The following is a 19,377-nucleotide window of genomic DNA, read 5'->3' as shown; positions in this document are numbered from 1 at the left end:
TCATCCCTTGTCGGCACCGGCCAGCATTCCCTTCATGAAGTATTTCTGCAAGAACAAATAGGCGACCAGGATCGGCAGCAGGGACATCAGAGACCCCGCCACGGCCGCATTCACATCGGAGCCCTGCGTGCCGAAGAACGAGGCGATGGCAGGCGCGATCGTTCTCGTCTCCGCGCGGTTCATGATGTAGCTGGACAGGGCGAACTCGTTCCAGACATTGGTCGCGCACAGGATGACCACTGAGATCGTCACGGGCTGCATCATGGGAAGCACCACTCGCGTGAACGTCTGCCAGCGGCTCGCGCCATCGACGGTGGCCGCCTCCTCCATGCTGATCGGGATCGCCCTGAGGAAGTTCGTGTACAGGAAGATCGCCTGCGGGAGCTGGATGCAGATCATCACGATCGACAGTCCGTACCATGTGTTCAGCAGGCCCATCTTGGACAGCTGCGTGTACAGGGGGACCAGGATGCTCAGCGGCGGCACCATCATGACGGCCAGGATGAGGAACTCGACGACCTTGTTGACGCGGGTGGCGCGCCGGGCCAGCGGGTAGGAGGCCATGGCGGCCACCATCATCACGATGACAGTCGACACCACGGTCACGATCAGGGAGTTCCGGATCGCCAGGAGGATGGAGCCGTCCGTGATGGCTTTGCTGAAGTTGTCCCAGGTCAGTTCCGAGAACGGGAACAGGAAGACGGAGCTGAGATCGTTCTGCCGTTTGAACGACGTCGTCAACGCGAAATAGAACGGAAGCAGTTGGCAGATGGCGACCACGGCCAGGAAGACGACCCACAGCGCGCGGCTCTTTCCGGTGTCCTTCATTGAACTCTCTCCCTCGCCTTGTCGAAGGCCAGATTCGTGATGACCGTCATCACCGCGATGATCGCGAACAGAGTCGTGCCCATCGCGGCCGCATAGCCGGCCTGCTGGGAACCGAAGTATGTCCGGCCGATCAACGTCGAGATTGAGTTCGTCGAGTACCCCGGACCCCCGCCCGTCAGCACCGAGATGATGTCGAAGAGCTTCAACCCGCCGATCAGGTTGATCGTCACCGACGAGGTGAACGCGGGAATCAGCATGGGGACCGTCACCGACCGGAACTGGCGCCACGGGCCGGCGCCGTCCAGGCTCGATGCCTCATAGAGCTCCTGCGGCACCGACTGGAGCCCCGACAGGTAGATCAGCATGGAGATGCCCACGAACTGGAGGCTGTTGACGAACACGATGACGGCGATCGCCACCCACTCGTTGCTCAGCCACGCGACCGGTCCGTCTCCCCACAGGCCGACGACGTCGTTCGCGGCGCCGCCCTGGTAACGGAAGATCAGGTAGTACATGGTGCCCATGACCACCGGGGAGACGAGGACGGGCAGGTAGATGACGGAGCGGAGGAAGGCCCTGCCCTTGAAGGCCCTGTCCAACCCGATCGCCAGTGCCAGCCCCAAGACCTGCTGGATCAGGGTCGAGCCCACGCCGTAGATGAAGGTGTTCCTCAGCGCATCGACGAAGTTCGCGTCCGTGAGGAGCGCCTTGTAGTTCGCGAGTCCCACCGAGTTGCTGTTGTGTGAGAACCCGTTCCAGTTGGTCCCCGACAGTGCCACCCCGCGGATCACCGGATAGACGATGAACACCGCGAACAGGATGAGCGCCGGCAGGTAGTAGAGGTTGATCGAGGAACCTCTGAGAAGGTGACGCCGGTTGCCACGCCCTTCGTTCATTTCAACTCCCCTGGATGATGGCGGCGCGCGCCCGTTTCAGGCGCATGGCCCGGGCGCGCGCCGCCCGATCTCCGACGTGCTCAGTTGGACTGCCCGTACAGGCTCGTGAACTGGGATTCCATCTGGGCCAGCGCGCTTGCCGTGTCCGTCTGGCCGGAGATCACCCCGTCCGTCGTGGCCTTCATCGTGTCGAACATCCCGCTGGGGAGATAGGCACGGTCGAAGAACGGCAGCGTCGGCGTGGAGTTGTCCTCCATCCACTTGGTGTAGGAGTCTCCCAGCACTCCCAGATCCGTCGTGACGTCGGTCAGACCGGAGTAGGAACCGGCGGCGGCCGCCACGGCCGCCGCGTTGTCAGGCTCGGCCAGGAAGTCGACGAACTGGAGGGCGAGGTCCTTGTTCTCGGAGGTCTTCGAGACTCCGTACGCCTGGATCCCCTCGCCTCCGACCAGGTAGGGCTCTCCCTGCGTGTTCGGATACGGGATGAACCCGAGGTTCGCGTCGGCGTTGTATGTGAGCGCCGTGTTGAGGGTGTCGGGCTGCTCGAAGATGAAGGCCGACTGCCCCTCCGCGATGGAGCGGGCGACGTCGTCGGTCGAGGCGGACACGTAGTCGGCGTTGAACCATCCGTCGGCGCTCCACTGGGCGATCATGTCCAGCAGTTTGCTATATGTGTCCGATTGGAACGTGCCGTCCAGGAACCCCTGGAGTTCGTCGTCGCTGAACGCGCCGGAGGCCATGAAGTTGATGAGATTGCCCGCCAGCCCGTCCTTGCCGGAGTTCGCGATGACGGTCTTGCCCGCCGCCTTGATCTTCTCGCCGGCAGCGTTGAAGTCGTCCCACGTCTTGATGCCGTCCGGGTCGACCCCGGCTTCCTTGAGGACGTCGAAGTTCACCCCGATCCCCGCGACCGTGTACTGGAGCGGCACAGCGTAGATGTTGCCCTCGGCGTCCCTCATCGAGGCGTCCAGGCCCTTGTTGACATACTGGGCCACTCCCTGTCATTGAGGGGCTCGAGGAACTCCGAGTAGCGCATGACCGACCACCCGTGCGTGGCGAAGACATCGGGGATGTCCCCCGACGCCAGCCGCACCTTGATGGCGTCCTCATAGCCGGCCTGGTCGACGACCACGTCGACCGTCGCGCCGGTCTGCTGCTCGAAGTCCTTGACGATCTTGTCCATCGCGTCGTTCAGCGGCGATCCCGAAGTCATGTTGAAGTACACCTCGAGTGAGCCTCCCCCGCCCCCGGCGGAGCCTGACTCACCCGACTCGGTTCCTCCATTCGAGCATCCGGCGAGCGCGAGACACGCCGCCGTCGCCGCTCCTATCAGTGCAATCGTGACTCTGTTCCTCATGATCTGAACTCCTTTGTCCTTGAGATTGTCCATGGTGAAGCAGTGGTGGTTCCTTCCACCGGGCGGGCCGTCGGTCCTATGCGCGCCTGCGGCCCGTCGAACTCCTCTAGACCTCCTTCTCGATGGAAATCAGCAGAACCTGGTCCGGGTGCATCCGCGGGGTGTGGACGCCCGCGGACATCAGGGCTCGCCCGGTCATGGCGAGCCCTGGAGTCTCGTGGAGGCCGTCGAACCCTGCCATTCCGGTCGAGTCGACCTCGCGTCTGGCCGCGCCGAACCAGTCCGGCGCGATCAGCCCCGATGGCGCGGCGCCGACGAACACCGGCCGGATCCGATAGAGGACGTCCGGATCGAGACCGTCGAACCGCAACCGCCCTCGCGGCGAGACCTCGGACCGGTACCTGGTCACGAGCTCGAAGAGCCCCCGGTCACGCGAGTCCGACACGACCCCCTGGAGCCAGAGCGTGGGGTCGGGGGTGTCGCAGCGCACCAGCGTGCCATTGTGCAGGAGACCTCTCATCCGCTTGTAGAAGCCGATCCACTGCGTGAGCTGCGCCAGCTCCGACGGATCCGCCTCCGAGATGTCCCATTCGACGCCCATGTGGCCCCACACGGCGGTCGCCCCGCGCGTGCTCATCGGAGACCAGCGCCCGGTGGTATGGGAGACGGGCGAGGCGACGTGTGTGCCCATCAGCTCCGGGGGCACGATCTGTGCCAGCCACCTCATCATCTCCTGGCGCTCCACAGGATCGATGCAGTCCGACACCCAGACGCGATCGGTGTGCATGAGCGACTCGAGATCGATCCGACCGCCGCCGGAGGAACAGGACTCGATCTCCAGGGAGGGGCACTCGGCCCTGATCTCATCGAGCAGCCGGTAATAGGAGCGGGTCTGGCGGGACACCGCGGCCTGTCCGCCTCTGGTCAGGTCCCCGGCCTCGATCAGATCGCGGTTGTGATCCCATTTGATGTAGTCGACCCCGTTGTCGCGGACGACGTCGACGATGCTCCGACGGATCCACTCGAACGCCTCGGGAATGGCGATGTTGAGGACCTGCTGATGCCGCCAGGTGAGCGGGAGGTCCTCTTTCGAGGGCGTGCGGGACCCCATGATCCACTCGGGATGGCTCCGGGCGAGGTCGGAGTCCTCGCTGACCATCTCCGGCTCGAACCAGAGACCGAACTGCATCCCCAGGTCGTGGACGTGATCGGACAGCGGTCTGAGGCCGTGGGGCCAGACGAGATGGTCGGGCCTCCAGTCGCCGAGACCGGCCCGGTCGTCGCGTCGGCCCTCGAACCAACCGTCATCGAGCACATAGCGCTCGACGCCGATCTCCGCCGCGAGGTCGGCCAGACGGAGGAGTTCAGGCAGCTCGTGCTTGAAATAGACCGCCTCCCAGACGTTGAGGACGACCGGCCGTGGAGTCCTCGGATGCGAGGGCCGAGCTCGCATCCACCTGTGCACGACAGCCGCCGCGTCGTCCAGGCCGTCAGCGTAGAGCGCGTATGCGAAGGGCGTCGTGTAACTCGCACCGGGGGCCAGGAGCATCTCTCCCGGCAGAAGCAGTTCGGAGCCTCCGATGGCTTCCTCACCCGAGGGGAGCTTCTCCACCCACCTGCGGTGGTTCCCCGAGAAGGCCAGGTGGAAGCCCCAGATCTCACCCCGGCGGAAACCGAACCCCGCGGGACCGACCATGGTGAAGTCCGGCGCGTCGAATCCCGTTCGGCCGTGTCTCCCCTCCCTGAGATCGCATCCCATTGTCACGCGATGGCGGCGCGGATGGCGCTCCTTGCCCCAGCGGCCGCTCATGTCGAGGACCTCGTCTGCCTCGAGGGGGATCGGCAGCACGATGCCGAGTTCCTCGAGTTCATAGTCCTCGGCCGCGCTGGTGTTCGTCAGCCTTGCCGAGAACCGGGCCATTCCGTCGCACGGGATCTCGACGCGGATGCTCAGGCCGAGATCGGCCTCGCCGTCGCGGAGCAGGAACTCGACGGACCCGCCGTCGATCTCGAGGACGCCCGAGTCGCAGCGTCCGGCGTCGGAGTGCTCGACCGCCACCAGATCGAAACGCGGGGCCCACGAGCGTCCGCCTGAACGATGACCGGCGAGACCGGGGCGCCCCTTCCACCCGTCGCTCTCCAAGGGGATGAGACCCGTCGCCGACGGCCGGTCCGGCGCGTTCCCGTCCAAGGGCTCATGGGAGGCGCGGACCAGGGCGGCCAGCGAACCCGGCGTCTCCCCGGTGAGAGCGGCCCCCCAGTGGACGAGTCGCGGGATCCTGCCGGAGGCGCAATCGAGGACGAGGGAGAACCGGGCCGTCCGAATATGCACGATCGCAGGGGCAACAGCCGTCATCGGATCTCCTTCTTGCCTGTCGTCATCGACGACGACAGGCACATCGAGCGGGACGTCGGGCGACTCAGCGGTCTCCGCCGACCTCGGTCGTCGGGAGCCGGTCTCGTCGCTGGATCAATCAAAGCACATTCTACGCCCGTAGCATCATTTTCTAGATTTTGAGACCTAGTCGTTACATCTAGCCATTTTCAAGTCTCATCAGCAAAGTCTACGCGCGTTCCATTACTGGAGATGCCCCTCCGGCTCGACAGTCTGCCCGTCATCGCTGCGGTGACAGACGGGCGCGTCCGATGCCGCGCAGGACAGACTGGACGGCTCTGCGGCCGGCGGCGGCAGGCGGACGAACCCGACGGCCACGACGCCGCCGATGCCCTGGACGGAGCAGCTCCGTCGGCGCCCGGCGCTCTCCGGCGGTCCACCGCCTCAAGGGAGCAGAGTCCGCTCCGACAGGACCCAGGGACGTCCGAAGAGGCCCAGAGCCCGGACGAGGACTTCTCGGCGGCAGCGGAGGCCCTCAGAGCTCGATGAGGAGCGACCGCACGCCGGAGGCCGCCAGGCCCCACCAGTACCCGTCGAAGAGGGCCTCCCAGGACGCCTCGATGACGTCCGTCCCCACCCCGACCGTCGACCAGGTGCGGGTGCCGTCCGTCAGAGAGATCAGCACTCGGATCGTGGCGTCGGTCCCTGCGTGCTGCGGGTCGAGGATGCGCACCCGGAAGTCGGTCAGCCGGGTGGCCGACGCCTCGGGGTAATCCCGGGCGAGCGCCGCCCGCAGGGCGTTGTCGAGGGCGTTGACCGGGCCGTTCCCCTCGGCGGTGCGGATGTGGCGGTGACCGGTGTGGATCTTGACCGTGGCCTCGGACTCGGCGAGCACTCCCGTGCGGGCCTGGCCGCGCCCGGCACGGGCGTCCGCCCCGCCGGCGTCTCCCCCGCCCCGGGGCAGCGCCTGCTCCCCGGACGTCACCTTCCACGACTCGACCCGCGCGTAGCGCGGCAGCAGACCCAACTGGTCGCGCAGCAGCAGCTCGAAGGAGGCATCTGCCGCGTCATAGGTGTAGCCCTGCGCCTCGCGCTCCTTGACGACGCGCGCGACCTCCTGGGCGACACCGGGACGTCCGGCCAGGTCGACGCCGAGCTCGCGTGCCTTCAATTCGATGGAGGACCGCCCCGCCATCTCCGAGACGAGCATGCGCATCCCGTTGCCCACTGTTTCCGGGTCGATGTGCTGGTAGAGACCGGGGTCGACCCGGATCGCCGAGGCGTGCAGGCCCGCCTTGTGGGCGAACGCCGACGCACCGGTGTAGGGCTCGCGCGGAAAGGGCACGATGTTGGTGAGTTCGGACATACGACGCGACACCTCGCCCAGGTGGGCGAGGGAGCCCGCGGGAACGACCTCGTATCCCATCTTGACCTGCAGGTTCGCCAGGCATGTCAGTAGGTTGGCGTTTCCGGTCCGCTCCCCGTATCCGTTGATGGTGCCCTGGACATGCCGGGCGCCGGCCTCGACGGCCGCGAGCGCGTTGGCGACAGCGCATCCCGTGTCGTTATGCGTGTGGATGCCCATGGTGACGCGAGCGAACCCGGCCTCGTCCAGGGCGGTGCGCGCGCGGGCGATGGATCGGGCGATGGCGCCGGGGAGGTTCCCGCCGTTCGTGTCGCAGGGGATGACGGCGCCAGCCCCGGCACGAGCGGCGGCGAGCATGACGTCGATGCCGTAATCCGGGTCGGCCGCCAGTCCGTCGAAGAAGTGCTCGAGGTCCACCATGACCTCGGCGCCGCCGTTGGCCGGGTCGCTCAGCCACGCGACGGTGTCGGTGACCATGCGCAGGTTCTCCTCCCGCGTCGTGCGCAGGGCCCGCTCGACATGGCGGGGGTCGGACTTGGCGACCAGCGTGATGATCGGTGCTCCGGAGTCGCGCAGAGCCGCCACCTGCGGGTCGAATGCCGGATCGGCTCCCGGCCGGACGGTCGCCCCGAAAGCGGCGAGGCGGGCGTGGACGAGCGGATGGCGGGCCGCGGCCCGGAAGAACTCCGTGTCCTTGGGGATGGCGCCCGGCCAGCCCCCCTCGATGACGTCCACGCCCAGATCGTCGAGGATCCGCAGAGCGGCCAGCTTGTCGGCCACCGACAGGCTGATCCCCTCCTGCTGGGCCCCGTCGCGCAGGGTGGTGTCGTAGAGGACGACGTGTTCCATGCGGGACAGTGTGGCAGCGCGCCCCCGGCCCTGTGCCCGCCGCTCGGATCGTGGCACCCGTATCCGCGGCTGGCCTGCCGGGCGCATTCATCCCGCGTCACGTCGGTCCGTCACAGCGACCCACACGTGGCGTTCGCCCAGGGTGCCGTTGTGGTGCACCTGATCCTCTGAGCACGAGGAGATCCACAACGCGAGCGTCGACGTGGAGACCCGCCGTGAGCGGATCTGCGTTCTCCCCCAGCCCCGGGGTCCCAAAGCGCGTGGGCTCTGTGTGCGCCTTCGCCGACGGCGTGTGCCGATCTCACTCATCTCGAGTCGGTCGGCCCCTCCCTCAGCGGGGGGCCGGACCGGTGGTCGACCGCACGGTGAGGGAGGTCGGCAGTATCGTGCCACGAGGCGTGTTCGCCGGACCGGTGGCGGCGAGGCGTTGGAGGGCGCGTTCGACGGCGAATTGCGCCAGGCTCGTCGGATCCTGGCGCACCGACGTCATCGAGATCGGCGTGCGGGAGGCGATCTCCGAGTCGTCGAAACCGATGACGGACAGCTCGTCGGGCACCCGGATGCCGTGTCGTACCAGCACGTCGAGGAGCCCAAGGGCGCACCGGTCGTTGAAGGCGATGACGGCAGAGGGCAGCGCGCCCTCGCCGAGCAGCGCCGTGGCGGCCTCGGCGCCATCCTGCTCGGTCATTCCGCTGGTCCGGATGGTGACCTCGGTGTCGAGGCGGTGCGACTCGGCGGCGTCCTCGAAGGCGTGCTGGCGTTCCCTCCCGCCGGGTGAGATCGGCGCGGAGAGGTAGACGATGCGGCGGTGTCCCAGGGACGTGAGATGGTCGAGGGCGAGGCTCATCCCCTGGAAGTCATCTGAGACGACCCAGTCGACGTTCGGCGAGGAGCAGCGCCGCGCCACCGAGACCACCGGGATGCCGCTGCTGAGGCGCAGGATCTCGTCCTCGGAGAGGCGGGGCCCGAGCAGGACGAGGGCGCCGCACCGGTAGGAGACGAGGCTTCGGATCGCCGCCGCCTCGTCGCGGAAGTCCGAGACGGCGGACAGCACCAGGCGGTTCGGCAGGTCGGCGGTGGCGGCGTAGAGGCCGTCCAGCAGCTCGCCGTGGAACGGCTGGCGGGTCTGGAAGGCGACGCCGATGCTCGTCGATCGCGTCGATCGCAACGAACGGGCGCTCTCATTGCGGACGTATCCGAGACGGTCGGCCGTCTCGAGGACCTTCTGACGCGTCTCATCGCTCGCTCCGGGCGCGTCCCGGAAGACGATCGAGACAAGCGACTGCGAGACGCCGACCTCCCTCGCGATGTCGCGCATGGTCGGACGGCGCCCGGCGGCGTGCTCAGACGTCGTGTGGCGATTCAGCATCAGTCGCATCTCCTGTCGTCAGCGACGCCTCGCGTTCCTGGACGTCAGGCTAGCAAGACGCCGGGCCCCGTCGTCCCGGGGGCGTGGAGCGCCGGCCGCGGATGATCGCGGCGACGAATCCGTTGACACTCATCTCACTTTGTCCTTACAATGACTAGCACGAACTAATTGTTCGTTCTAGTCCCGAGTGGAGCAGCGACGCGCCCCGAAGGGACTCCGATCGCGGCGCCGCCGCGACTGACAAGGAGAGTCGGGAATGAAGAGAATCGCAGTCATCGGCACAGGGAGGATCGGGACGCACCACGCGCGGACCCTCGCCCGCGAGGTGCCCGGAGTGGATCTGACGGTGCTGGCCGATCCCGCCGCCCCGCAACTGGAGAGGCTCGCCGCCGAGATCGGCGTGGAACGCACGGTCCGCGACCCCACTCAGCTGGTCGACGACGACACCCTCGACGGCGTCGTCATCACGGCTCCGGCCAGACTCCACCCGGAGCTCATCGAGGCCTTCGCCGGCGCGGGCAAGTCGATCTTCACCGAGAAGCCGCTGGGCATCGACGTGGCCGACGCGAAGCGCGCCGCCACGGCGGCCGAGCGCGCCGGCATCGTCTTCCAGGTGGGATTCAACCGGCGCTTCGCCGAGTCCTGGGTCAGAGCCAAGGAGATGGTGGAGGCCGGATCGATCGGCGCCGTGCAGCGCATCCACTCGATCACACGGGACCCGGGCCCCTACGAGGGCGACCCGGCCCGCACAGCCCCCGGCACCGTCTTCAACGAGACACTGATCCACGACTTCGACACGATCTGCTGGCTCAACGCGGGCTCGGAGCCGGTCGACGTCTACGCGGTGGCCGACGCGCTGGTCCGTCCGGACTTCAGGGACCGGGGATTCCAGGACTCCGCGGTCGTCGTCATCCGCTTCGACAACGGCGCCATCGCCACCGCCGAGGCCTCCTTCTGCGCGATGTACGGCTATGACCTGCGCGGAGAGGTCTTCGGATCCGTAGGGATGGTGAGGATGGGGGATCCCACGAACACGGCGGCCCGGCTCTACGACGCCGCGGGCCTGCACGGCGACACCCGCGGAACCGACGAGTCCCGCTACCACGAGGCGTATCGCGCGGAGTTCGCCGCCTTCGCCCGGCGCATGGACGGAGAGACGGTCGACGCGCCCGGCGCCCTGGACGGACTGCGCGCCCAGTGGATCGCCGCGGCGTCGATCGTCTCGGCGGCCGAGGGCCGGCGGGTCGGCATCGACGAGGTCAAGTGAGCACCGGAGAGATCGGAGGAGAGGACATGGAGATGATGAGGGTCGAGAACACGCCGTTCACGCTGGCCGCGTGCGCGGAGATGCTCCACCAGGACCTGCCGTTCGTCGACCGGGTCGCGAGGATCGCCGAACGCGGCCTCCAGGTGGAGATGTGGGGCTGGACCGACAAGGACCTGCCGGCCCTGGCGCGCTCCGGCGCGGACATCGGGTCGATGACGGGCTACGTGTCGGGCACCCTGACCGACGACGAGGGGGTCTCCGCCTTCCTGGAGTCGGCGAAACGCTCGGTCGAGGCCGCGAAGACCATCGACTGCCCCCGGCTGAACTTCCACGGCACGGGACTCGGCGACGAGGGCCTTCCCGTCGAGCCTGTCGAGCACGTCACCGGCGAGATGTGGGCGAGGGCGACGCTCACCATCGAGAAGCTGGCCGAGATCGCGGCCGACGCCGATGTCGTCTTCAGCCTCGAGAACCTCAATCTCCCGGTGGATCATCCAGGAACGCCCTTCTCCCACCCGTCCGACACCAGGGCCCTCGTGGCAGCCGTGAACTCCCCGCACATCAGGATGAACCTGGACCTGTACCACGCCCAGATCGGCGACGGACGCCTCATCGACACCTGCCGGGAGTCTCTGCCGTGGATCGGGGAGATCCAGATCGCGGACGCGCCGGGACGATGCGAGCCGGGCACCGGAGAGATCAACTACCGCAACGTCGCCAAGGCCCTGAAGGCGATGGGCTACACGGGCGTCGTGGCCATGGAGGCCTTCGCCTCGGAAAGCTCCGAAGACGCCCTCGACGCCTTCATCGCGACGTTCTCCGACCTCGCCTGATCCGCGAGCGGGACCGAGGCGCCGGGGCCTTCGCCCCCGGCGCGACCCGCATCGCCTCCGGGCTGCGCCGCCCACAGGGACGACCCGCGCAGCCCCACCCTGTCAGTGCCGACATGAAGGGACCACACCCATGACAGAACACCTGCAGCCTGAGAGCTCCGGGACCACCGCGGGAACCAGGGCGGCGCCCGACGGAGACAAGCGCGGACGAGCGCCCGACGTCTCCACCACCGGGACGAGGATGAGGAAGAAGAGCATCCACGGCGTCGTCTTCGTCGCGACCCTGGGCGCCCTGGCCTTCGGGTTCGACACCGGCGTCATCTCCGGAGCGATCCCCTTCCTCCAGCTGCCCACGGACCAGGGCGGGCTCGCCCTTGACGCCGACCAGGTGGCCACGGTCACCTCCTCGCTGGTCCTGGGCGCCGCCTTCGGCGGACTCCTCTCGGGGAACATGGCGGACCGAACGGGGCGCAAGAGGACGCTGCTCGTCCTCTCCACGCTCTTCATCCTCGGCGCGCTGGGCACGTCGTTCGCGCCCACCGCGGGCGTGATGGTGGCTTTCCGCTTCGTCCTCGGCCTCGCCGTGGGCGGCGCCTCGGCGACGGTCCCGGTGTTCATCGGCGAACTCGCGCCCACCGAGATGCGCGGCACGCTGGTGGCGCGCAACGAGCTGACGATCGTCACCGGCCAGCTGCTCGCCTACACGACGAACGCGATCATCGCCAACGTCTTCCCGGGACACCCACACGCCTGGCGGTTCATGCTCGTGCTGTGCACCCTGCCGGCGCTCGGCCTGTTCATCGGGTCCTTCACCCTCACGGAGTCCCCGCGCTGGCTGGTGGCCAAGGGCCGCCGCGGCGAGGCGCGCGACGTCTTGTGGCAGCTCCGCCCGAGCGACGACGTCACGGGGGAGCTGGAGGAGCTCCAGGCGCACGTGGAGCGGACCAGCCGGGAGTCCACCACCCGGTTCCTCGACGATCTCAAGGTGCCGTGGATCCGCCGCATCACCCTCATCGGGATCGGGCTGGCGTTCCTGTCCCAGATGACCGGGGTGAACTCCGTGATGTACTACGCCCCGATGATCCTCATCGACACGGGCCTGGGGACCAGCGCCTCCCTGGTCGCGACGATCGGGAACGGGGTCGTCGCGGTCTGCTCCGTGGCCTTCGGATCGATCGTGCTGCTGCCCCGTTTCCGTCGCCGGCCGATGCTGCTCATCGGCCAGATCGGCGTGACCTGCGCGCTCGCGGCCATGGGCGCGGTGTTCTCCTTCCTCGCCGAGGGCCCGGTCCGCTCCTACCTGGTGCTCGCCTTCATGATGCTGTTCCTGTTCTTCATGCAGGGCTTCGTCGCCGTGATCTTCTGGCTGATGCTGGCCGAGATCTTCCCCCTGCGGATCCGAGGCAAGGCGATGGGTGCGGCGGTCTTCGCGAACTGGATGGCCAACTTCCTCGTGGCGCGCCTGTTCCCGCCCCTCGAGTCCGCCCTGGGCGGCGGCGTGTTCTTCATCTTCGCGGTGATCAACCTGGCGACGATCTTCTTCTACCTGAGGTTCATCCCGGAGACGAAGGGCCGCTCGCTCGAACAGCTCGAGGAGGACTTCGCCAAGGCCTGAGGACCCTCCTGCGCTTGGGCGGGCGCGGGAGACGGGTGAGGACCCGCCTCCCGCGCCGCGCCACGCGACGAGGGTGGCCTCAGTGCCTGCCCAGCACCCGCGAGACGTCGCGGGCGGCGCCCTTGGAGGCCGACAGCGCAGTCGCTGCGTAGAGCTGAAGGGCCGGGGAGACGACGCGCTCGCGCGACACCGGGGTCCAGGGGCGCTCGCGCGCCTCCTGGACCGCGCGACGGCGTTCGATCTCCTCCTCGGGGACGTCCAACTCCAGCCGCCCCTCGGTGACGTCGATGATGATGCGGTCGCCGTCTTCGACCAGGCCGATCAGCCCGCCGGCCGCCGCCTCGGGCGAGATGTGGCCCACGGAGACCCCTGAGGTGCCTCCCGAGAAACGGCCGTCCGTGATGAGCGCGCAGGCCTTGCCGAGTCCCCGTCCCTTGAGGAAGGACGTCGGATAGAGCATCTCCTGCATGCCGGGGCCGCCGGAGGGTCCCTCATAGCGGATGACGACGATGTGGCCTGGCTGGACGGTCTTGTCGAGGATCCGGTCAACGGCCTCCTCCTGGGACTCGCACACCAGCGCCGTCCCCTCGAAGTGGAAGAGTTCCGGATCGATGCCGGCGGCCTTGATGATCGCGCCCTCGGGGGCGAGGTTCCCGCTGAGCACAGTGAGGCCGCCGGACCTCGTGTAGGCGTGCTTGACATCGCGGATGCAGCCCGCCTCCGCGTCGAGGTCGAGGCTCGCCCACTGGTTGTCGGTGGAGAAGGCCCGCGTCGTCCGGACATTGCCTGGCGCGGCGTGCCAGAGCCGATCAGCCACCGCCGTGGCATGCCCCCCGCGGACGTCCCAATCCGCCAGCCACTCCCCCAGTGAGGGCGCGTGCACGGCGTGGACCGTGTGGCGCAGGAATCCGCCACGGTCCAGCTCGCCGAGGATGGCGGGGATGCCGCCGGCGCGGTGGACGTCCTCCATGTGGTAGTCGTTGTGGTTCGGGGCGACCTTCGCCAGGCAGGGCACGGTGCGCCCGAGCTCCGCGATGTCCTCGAGGTCGAAATCGACGCCTCCCTCGTGGGCGGCGGCCAGCAGGTGGAGGACGGTGTTGGAGGACCCGCCCATCGCCATGTCCATCGTCATCGCGTTCCAGAAGGCGTCCTTCGTGGCGATGGAACGAGGCAGAACGGAGTCGTCCTCGTCGTCGTAGTAGCGGCGGCACAGGTCGACGATCAACCGGCCGGCCTGCTCGAACAGGCCCTTGCGGGCCACCTGTGTGGCCAGCGTCGAGCCGTTGCCCGGCAGCGCCAGGCCCAGGGCCTCGGTCAGGGAGTTCATCGAGTTCGCCGTGAACATGCCGGAGCACGACCCACAGGTCGGGCACACGAGCCGCTCCATGCGGGTGAGCTCGTCGTCGGAGATGTTGTCGTTGGCCGTCGCGTTCATCACGGTGATGAGGTTGCCGCGGCCGGCCGTGGACGGGCCGACGATGTCCTCGGCGGGGATGTTCTTGCCGGCCTCCATGGGGCCGCCGGACACGAACACGACCGGGATGTTGAGCCGCATCGCGGCGATGAGCATGCCGGGAGTGATCTTGTCGCAGTTCGAGATGCACACCATGGCGTCCGCGCAATGGGCGTTGACCATGTACTCCACGGAGTCGGCGATGACCTCGCGGGATGGCAGCGAGTAGAGCATGCCGCCGTGGCCCATGGCGATGCCGTCGTCGACGGCGATCGTGTTGAACTCCTTGGCCACTCCCCCGGCGGCCCCGATGGAGTCGGCGACCAGCTTGCCGATGTCACGCAGGTGGACGTGACCGGGGACGAACTCCGTGAAGGAGTTGACGACGGCGATGATCGGCTTCCCGAAATCGTCGTCCCCCATCCCGGTCGCGCGCCAGAGAGCGCGCGCGCCGGCCATGTGACGCCCCTGTGTCGAGGTCGCCGAACGCAGCTGCCGACTCATTGGTGGTCCTCTCCCTCCACGCCGGGCGGTCCCGCACGCCCGAAGTGGGCCCAGCCTAGGCGGAGGCCGTTCCCTGCGCGGTCCGGGACCGCACCGCGGACGTAGGCGCGAGGTCCGGGTCCGCCGCCCTCGTGGGCCCACGGCATCGACGAGGGCGTTCCTGCCTGGATGGACGGATAGCCCTCATAGCCATCGGTCTTGCGCGCCGCCTCGCGAGAGGTGTTTGATTGGATCCAGTGGTGTTGTCGGCAGCGATGCCGGCCTGCGTGCGGTGCGACGGTGCGGCACGCGGGGTAGAGGAGATGCCCGGATGGTGCGGTGGTCCGCCCCCTGACGGGAGTTCCTTCTCCAGCATCACACGTGTGCCGCTCGCTGGCGTGCGCCTCCGATCCGTGCCGGTCCCGTCGCGATCCCCTCCTGTGAGTTCGCGGCATCGGTGGGCGGATTTGGTTGCGTAACCAGGCAGTGCGTCGAGACACCGGTTGAGAAGGGCCATCACCAAGGAAGGAACATTCATGGCAACTAGAACACGGATCGCCCGCGGGGGGCGCCGCACCGCTGCGGCGATCGCCACTGCGACCATTGCGCTGACAGGAGGGGTCCTGGTCGCGGGACCCCCGCTGATCGCCCAGGCCGCGGGGGATACGGCCGCGGCGGACACCACCATCGTCACCCCGAACCCGTGGTACGAGGTCTCCGAGTTCAAGGGATTCGGCACCAGCCTGGCGTGGCTGGCGAACGCGACCGGGTCGTACGGCGCGGACGGCAACCAGTATGGTAGAGCGCTGCGCGAGGAGTTCTACCAGAGTCTCTTCGGCTCGGACGGGCTCGATCTCAACATCGCTCGCTACAACATCGGCGGAGGCAACGCCTCCGACGTCGCCTACAGCTATCCGTTCATGCGCCAAGGCGCCAATGTTCCCGGATACTGGCGTGACGACGCCACCGGCACGGGCTATCTGGCCGGCACCGGCGCGACGACGAAACAGGCCGATCGGGCGGCCTTGCTGCAGGCGTTCGACCCTGCGGACGACGCCTCCTACGACTTCGACAAGGACGCGAGCCAGCAATGGTGGCTCGCCCGCGCCATGGAAGGGACGGACGGGTCACCCGATGTCGACGTGTGGGAGGCGTTCGCCAACTCCGCGCCCTACTTCATGACCGAGAGCGGCTACGCAACGGGGGGCATTGACGACGCCTCGGTGAGCAACCTCGATCCCCAGGCGACCGTGAAGTTCGCCCAGTACCTAGCGCACGTCATCTCGGGCCTGGAATCGCGCACAGGCGTCAACTTCGACACCGTGGAGCCGTTCAACGAGTCGGAGGCCAACTACTGGCCGACGCCAGGGACCACGGCGTCTGACTACGTGGGAACGGGCGATGCCAACGACGAGCTGATCTCCCGCTACACATCGGAACTCACCGGAAAAGACCTCAGTCTGACCCCCTATACCTCCGCCCTCAAGAAGCCCCAAGAGGGCATGCGCGTCTCCAACGCCACCCAGCAGCTGGCGCTCAAGGCGCTGGGAGAGGCTCTGGCGGGCAACGCCGACACGGTTGTCTCTGCAACCGACGCCTCCGTCGCCCAACAGCTGGTCGACTCGTACATGCAGTACGACCAAGCTGCCAAGGACGTCGTCGAACAGCTCAACGTCCACGGCTACGGGACCAACGGGCAGACGCATGTGCGCGACCTCGGTAAGAGCGAGGACAAGCCGGTGTCCATGTCGGAGGTGGACGGGGACTTCTCCGGTTCCTCGTTCAATCCCTTCCTCATCAGCAACGGGCTGGGATTCGCCAACAAGATCAACAACGACGTGTACAGCCTGGAGTCGAATGACTTCATCATGTGGCAAGCCGTCGAGGATCTCTACAACATGCAGCTCGACAGCGGGCAGAACCCCGCCGGCGAGAACCTCAACTGGGGCACCGTCTTCATCGACTTTGACTGCACGGTGACAGGCGCGGACGGAAAGCTCTACTCGAAGCGCCGCGTCGACGTCAACAACGGTTCCATGACAGGCATCCAGCCGTGCCACGTTCTGGCGAATTCGAAGTTCAACGCCGTTCGAAACTACACGCAGTTCATCCACTCGGGCGATTCGGTCATCGCCAACTCGTCGACGGCCGACAACTTCACCGCCCAATCGGCCGACGGCTCGACGCTGACCGTCGTGCACACCAACAACTCCACCAAACCTCAGACCGTCGTCGTGGACCTGTCGAAGTACGCCGACATCGCGGAGGGCGCCACCGCGACGCCGTACGTGACGACGGAGACGCCGAAAGACATCCAGGCCCAGGGCCTCGAGGCTGCCACGGTCGCCAACCTGCGCGCGACCGGGAACGTCAAGGGCGAGGCCGTCGAAGTCGATCGTGCCGCCAAGACGGCGACGATCACCGTGCCTGCCAAGTCCATCTCCTCTATCGTCGTCGACGGCGTCTCCGGTGTCGCCTCGGACGCAGCCGCCCTCGCCGACGGCGGCACGTACCAGCTCACCGACCATGCGGGTGTCAAGACGCTGTCCGACGTCGCCTCCGGCTCGAGCGCCGCGTCGATGACGGACCTGGCCGGGACGGCCGAGCAGGCCAGTCAGCAGCAATGGACCTTCCACGAGGTGCCCTCCGCCAACCGTCCGACGCTTAAGCGCTACGTCATCCAGGACCGCGCGAGTGGGAGATACCTGACGGCGGCGGGCGCCGCCAATGGGTCGTCCGTCGCTCTGACCGAGTATCCCGACCTCACTGCGGCCGCCCAGGATCCGACGGCTCTGTGGAATCTCAACACACGCGACGGTTCCACGTACACGCTGGTCAGCGGGCTGACCGCCCTGTCGTCCGACAATGCCTTGCTCTACCTCTCGGACAAGAGCGACAGCCAGGAATGGCGCTTCCGCTCAGTCGAGTCCACTGGCGTCGTCCTCCAACGGGTACAGACACCCCGCGGCACGACACCGAGCCTGCCCACGACCGTCGTCCCGACATACGGCTGGGGTCAGGGCGCCCCGATTCCGGTCGAATGGGACGCCGACGCCGTGGCTCAGGCGATCGTGCAGCCGGGCACCTACCAGATCCCCGGTCAGGCGACCGACGTGTTCGGCAACGCCGTGACGGCGGCGCTGGAACTCCACGTCGGAGACCTCACGATCGCCGATCCAGCGTCGGTGACCGTCGCGGCGGGCTCCACCCTTGAGCAGGTCCGCAACGCAGCCCCGACCCATGTCGGCGGCCGCCTCGGGACATCCGAGCCCATCCAGATTCCCGTCACCTGGGACTTCAGCGGTCTCACGGACTCCGACTTCTCCAACGCCGGCTCCGTTGCACGCCTCCCCGGCCAGGCCTCCGCCGGCGACGGGCGACAGCTCCCCACCAACCTGGCCGTCCTCGTCACCGCCGCCGGGGAACGCAACGTCGCCCCTGAGGCGAGCTCATTCACCCCTTCATATTCCGAAACGGGCACGTCCCGCGCCCGGGCAGACCTCACCAACGGCAACAGGTCGGACAAAGCGTGGACGACCTGGAGCAACTCGACCCGCCCAGGGCCCGAGACGGCTCTGTGGACGTTCTCGACGCCGCAGCAGATCACCCACATCACAACGTCCTACTATCGCGACGGGCGCGCCTCGTGGCCTGCAACCCTGCTCGTCGAGTACCAGTCGACGGACGGCGCCTGGCACACCTGCGGGAGCGAGGACCTGTCGGAGGCCGACGCATCGGCGCCGGTAGTCGACATCGCGTGCTCGGCGGATAGCGAGAAGAGAGCTGCCGCCTCACCCTCAGCGGCACCGGGGGAGGCCACTGCGGTGCGCCTGACCAACACGCTGCGGCCTGAAAAGACCTACATCTCCGTGTCAGAGATCGAGATCTTCGTCCCCGACCTGGCGAATCCCGCACCGGCGTCGACGGCTGATCTGGCCGATCTGCGCATTGGCGGGGCCTCGGTCGAAGGCTTCGATCCAGACGTCGACGAGTACACGTCACCGCTTCCGCCCGACGCCACCGGCTACCCCCTGGTGCAGGCAGTGCCCCTCGACCAGGCGGCCGACGTCGAGGTCGTCCAGGCTACCGGCCAATCGCCCGCGACGATCACCGTGACCTCGGCCGACGGCTCGGCCTCACGGACGTACGCCCTGTCATTCGAGGGCACACCGCTGGTCGGCATCGAGATCGCGGCGCCGCCGTCCCAGGTCAGTTACACGCAGGGTGAGGAGCTCGACCTTGACGGACTGGCGGTCCAGGGCATCCATGAGGATGGTTCCCGTCACGACATCGCCGAGCATGACCTCACGGTGTCGGGCTTCGCTCCGTCAGTTGTCGGCAAGCAGTGGGTGTCCGTCGGCTACGCCGGGTTCACGGCCCGGTTTCAGGTGATGGTGGCGGCGCCGACCGAGCCGGCGCCGTCGCAGAACCCGTCGTCGGGCGGGACAGACGCGCCCTCCTCCGGCGGCGTTGTGGCCTCGGCCGGCGGGAACGCCTCGACGGGCGGCCTCGCCGCCACGGGCTCCTCCGCCGGTCCTGCGATGGCCGTCGCGGGGTTCGCCGTGCTGCTGAGTCTGGCGTCCATTGGCACCCGGTCCCGGCGCCGCGGGGAGTCTGAGCGCTGATCTCGGCCGCTGAACTCCGGGCCGGGGTCGCGCACACCACGCTGTGCGGCCCCGGCCCTCCCTCCCGCTGACGAGGGCTCCCCACCCATCCGGACGGCATC

Annotated in this window: 12 protein-coding genes; 4 read left to right on the top strand and 8 right to left on the bottom strand. The window is 67.8% G+C overall.

Annotation, left to right across the window (positions count from 1 at the left end; all coding sequences use genetic code 11):
• The 7 genes from ACFQWG_RS01985 to ACFQWG_RS01955 form a co-directional block, all read right to left on the bottom strand.
• The gene (locus tag ACFQWG_RS01985; protein WP_380971629.1) at positions 1-828 is read right to left on the bottom strand and encodes a carbohydrate ABC transporter permease; all 828 of its coding nucleotides are present in this window, start codon (positions 826-828) and stop codon (positions 1-3) included.
• Entirely contained in the window at positions 825-1,724 is a 900-nt protein-coding gene (locus ACFQWG_RS01980; RefSeq protein WP_380971627.1) for a carbohydrate ABC transporter permease, read from the bottom strand. Before ACFQWG_RS01980 ends, ACFQWG_RS01985 begins: the two co-directional genes overlap by 4 nt.
• 80 nt (positions 1,725-1,804) lie before the next feature.
• On the bottom strand, positions 1,805-2,719 hold the full coding sequence (locus tag ACFQWG_RS01975) for an ABC transporter substrate-binding protein (RefSeq protein WP_380971625.1): 915 nt from the start codon (positions 2,717-2,719) through the stop codon (positions 1,805-1,807).
• Positions 2,680-2,937 carry a hypothetical protein gene (locus ACFQWG_RS01970; protein ID WP_380971623.1) on the bottom strand — a complete coding sequence of 86 codons (258 nt, stop codon included), beginning with the start codon at positions 2,935-2,937 and terminating at the stop codon, positions 2,680-2,682. The genes ACFQWG_RS01975 and ACFQWG_RS01970 overlap by 40 nt, the downstream gene beginning before the upstream one ends.
• A gap of 250 nt (positions 2,938-3,187) precedes the next feature.
• A complete protein-coding gene (locus tag ACFQWG_RS01965; RefSeq protein WP_380971621.1) occupies positions 3,188-5,437 on the bottom strand; it encodes an alpha-galactosidase in 2,250 nt (749 codons plus the stop codon).
• 514 nt (positions 5,438-5,951) lie between these two features.
• Positions 5,952-7,631, bottom strand: coding sequence for a citramalate synthase (gene cimA / locus ACFQWG_RS01960; protein WP_380971619.1), 1,680 nt, complete (start codon positions 7,629-7,631; stop codon positions 5,952-5,954).
• A 331-nt stretch (positions 7,632-7,962) separates the two neighbouring features.
• Complete coding sequence (locus ACFQWG_RS01955) at positions 7,963-9,000, bottom strand: LacI family DNA-binding transcriptional regulator (protein ID WP_380971617.1); 1,038 nt, start codon at positions 8,998-9,000, stop codon at positions 7,963-7,965.
• A gap of 256 nt (positions 9,001-9,256) precedes the next feature.
• On the opposite strand from ACFQWG_RS01955, the gene ACFQWG_RS01950 reads away from it, so the two are divergent.
• The 3 genes from ACFQWG_RS01950 (at position 9,257) to ACFQWG_RS01940 (ending at position 12,715) form a co-directional block, all read left to right on the top strand.
• A complete protein-coding gene (locus ACFQWG_RS01950; protein WP_380971615.1) occupies positions 9,257-10,267 on the top strand; it encodes a Gfo/Idh/MocA family oxidoreductase in 1,011 nt (336 codons plus the stop codon).
• Positions 10,264-11,100: a TIM barrel protein gene (locus ACFQWG_RS01945; protein WP_380971613.1), complete on the top strand. Its 837-nt coding sequence runs from the start codon at positions 10,264-10,266 to the stop codon at positions 11,098-11,100. The genes ACFQWG_RS01950 and ACFQWG_RS01945 overlap by 4 nt, the downstream gene beginning before the upstream one ends.
• Positions 11,101-11,230: 130 nt before the next feature.
• Positions 11,231-12,715: a sugar porter family MFS transporter gene (locus ACFQWG_RS01940; RefSeq protein WP_380971611.1), complete on the top strand. Its 1,485-nt coding sequence runs from the start codon at positions 11,231-11,233 to the stop codon at positions 12,713-12,715.
• Positions 12,716-12,794: 79 nt separating this feature from the next.
• Here the strand turns inward: ACFQWG_RS01940 and ilvD are convergent, their stop codons facing one another.
• A complete protein-coding gene (gene ilvD, locus ACFQWG_RS01935; protein ID WP_380971609.1) occupies positions 12,795-14,672 on the bottom strand; it encodes a dihydroxy-acid dehydratase in 1,878 nt (625 codons plus the stop codon).
• A 515-nt stretch (positions 14,673-15,187) separates the two neighbouring features.
• On the opposite strand from ilvD, the gene ACFQWG_RS01930 reads away from it, so the two are divergent.
• Positions 15,188-19,276, top strand: coding sequence for a glycoside hydrolase (locus tag ACFQWG_RS01930; protein WP_380971607.1), 4,089 nt, complete (start codon positions 15,188-15,190; stop codon positions 19,274-19,276).
• The last annotated feature ends 101 nt before the right edge of the window (positions 19,277-19,377 follow it).

The sequence above is a fragment of the Schaalia naturae genome (assembly GCF_042665795.1).
Lineage (GTDB): Bacteria > Actinomycetota > Actinomycetes > Actinomycetales > Actinomycetaceae > Pauljensenia > Pauljensenia naturae.
Note: the sequence above shows the minus strand (reverse complement) of the source record. Positions and strands in the feature narration are given on the sequence as shown.

What these genes read in the sequence shown, in the direction of transcription:
- ACFQWG_RS01985 (WP_380971629.1), bottom strand. Translation starts at nt 828, where the DNA reads ATGAAGGACACCGGAAAGAGCCGCGCGCTGTGGGTCGTCTTCCTGGCC.
- ACFQWG_RS01980 (WP_380971627.1), bottom strand. Translation starts at nt 1,724, where the DNA reads ATGAACGAAGGGCGTGGCAACCGGCGTCACCTTCTCAGAGGTTCCTCG.
- ACFQWG_RS01970 (WP_380971623.1), bottom strand. Translation starts at nt 2,937, where the DNA reads ATGACTTCGGGATCGCCGCTGAACGACGCGATGGACAAGATCGTCAAG.
- ACFQWG_RS01965 (WP_380971621.1), bottom strand. Translation starts at nt 5,437, where the DNA reads ATGACGGCTGTTGCCCCTGCGATCGTGCATATTCGGACGGCCCGGTTC.
- cimA (WP_380971619.1), bottom strand. Translation starts at nt 7,631, where the DNA reads ATGGAACACGTCGTCCTCTACGACACCACCCTGCGCGACGGGGCCCAG.
- ACFQWG_RS01955 (WP_380971617.1), bottom strand. Translation starts at nt 9,000, where the DNA reads ATGCTGAATCGCCACACGACGTCTGAGCACGCCGCCGGGCGCCGTCCG.
- ACFQWG_RS01950 (WP_380971615.1), top strand. Translation starts at nt 9,257, where the DNA reads ATGAAGAGAATCGCAGTCATCGGCACAGGGAGGATCGGGACGCACCAC.
- ACFQWG_RS01940 (WP_380971611.1), top strand. Translation starts at nt 11,231, where the DNA reads ATGACAGAACACCTGCAGCCTGAGAGCTCCGGGACCACCGCGGGAACC.
- ilvD (WP_380971609.1), bottom strand. Translation starts at nt 14,672, where the DNA reads ATGAGTCGGCAGCTGCGTTCGGCGACCTCGACACAGGGGCGTCACATG.
- ACFQWG_RS01930 (WP_380971607.1), top strand. Translation starts at nt 15,188, where the DNA reads ATGGCAACTAGAACACGGATCGCCCGCGGGGGGCGCCGCACCGCTGCG.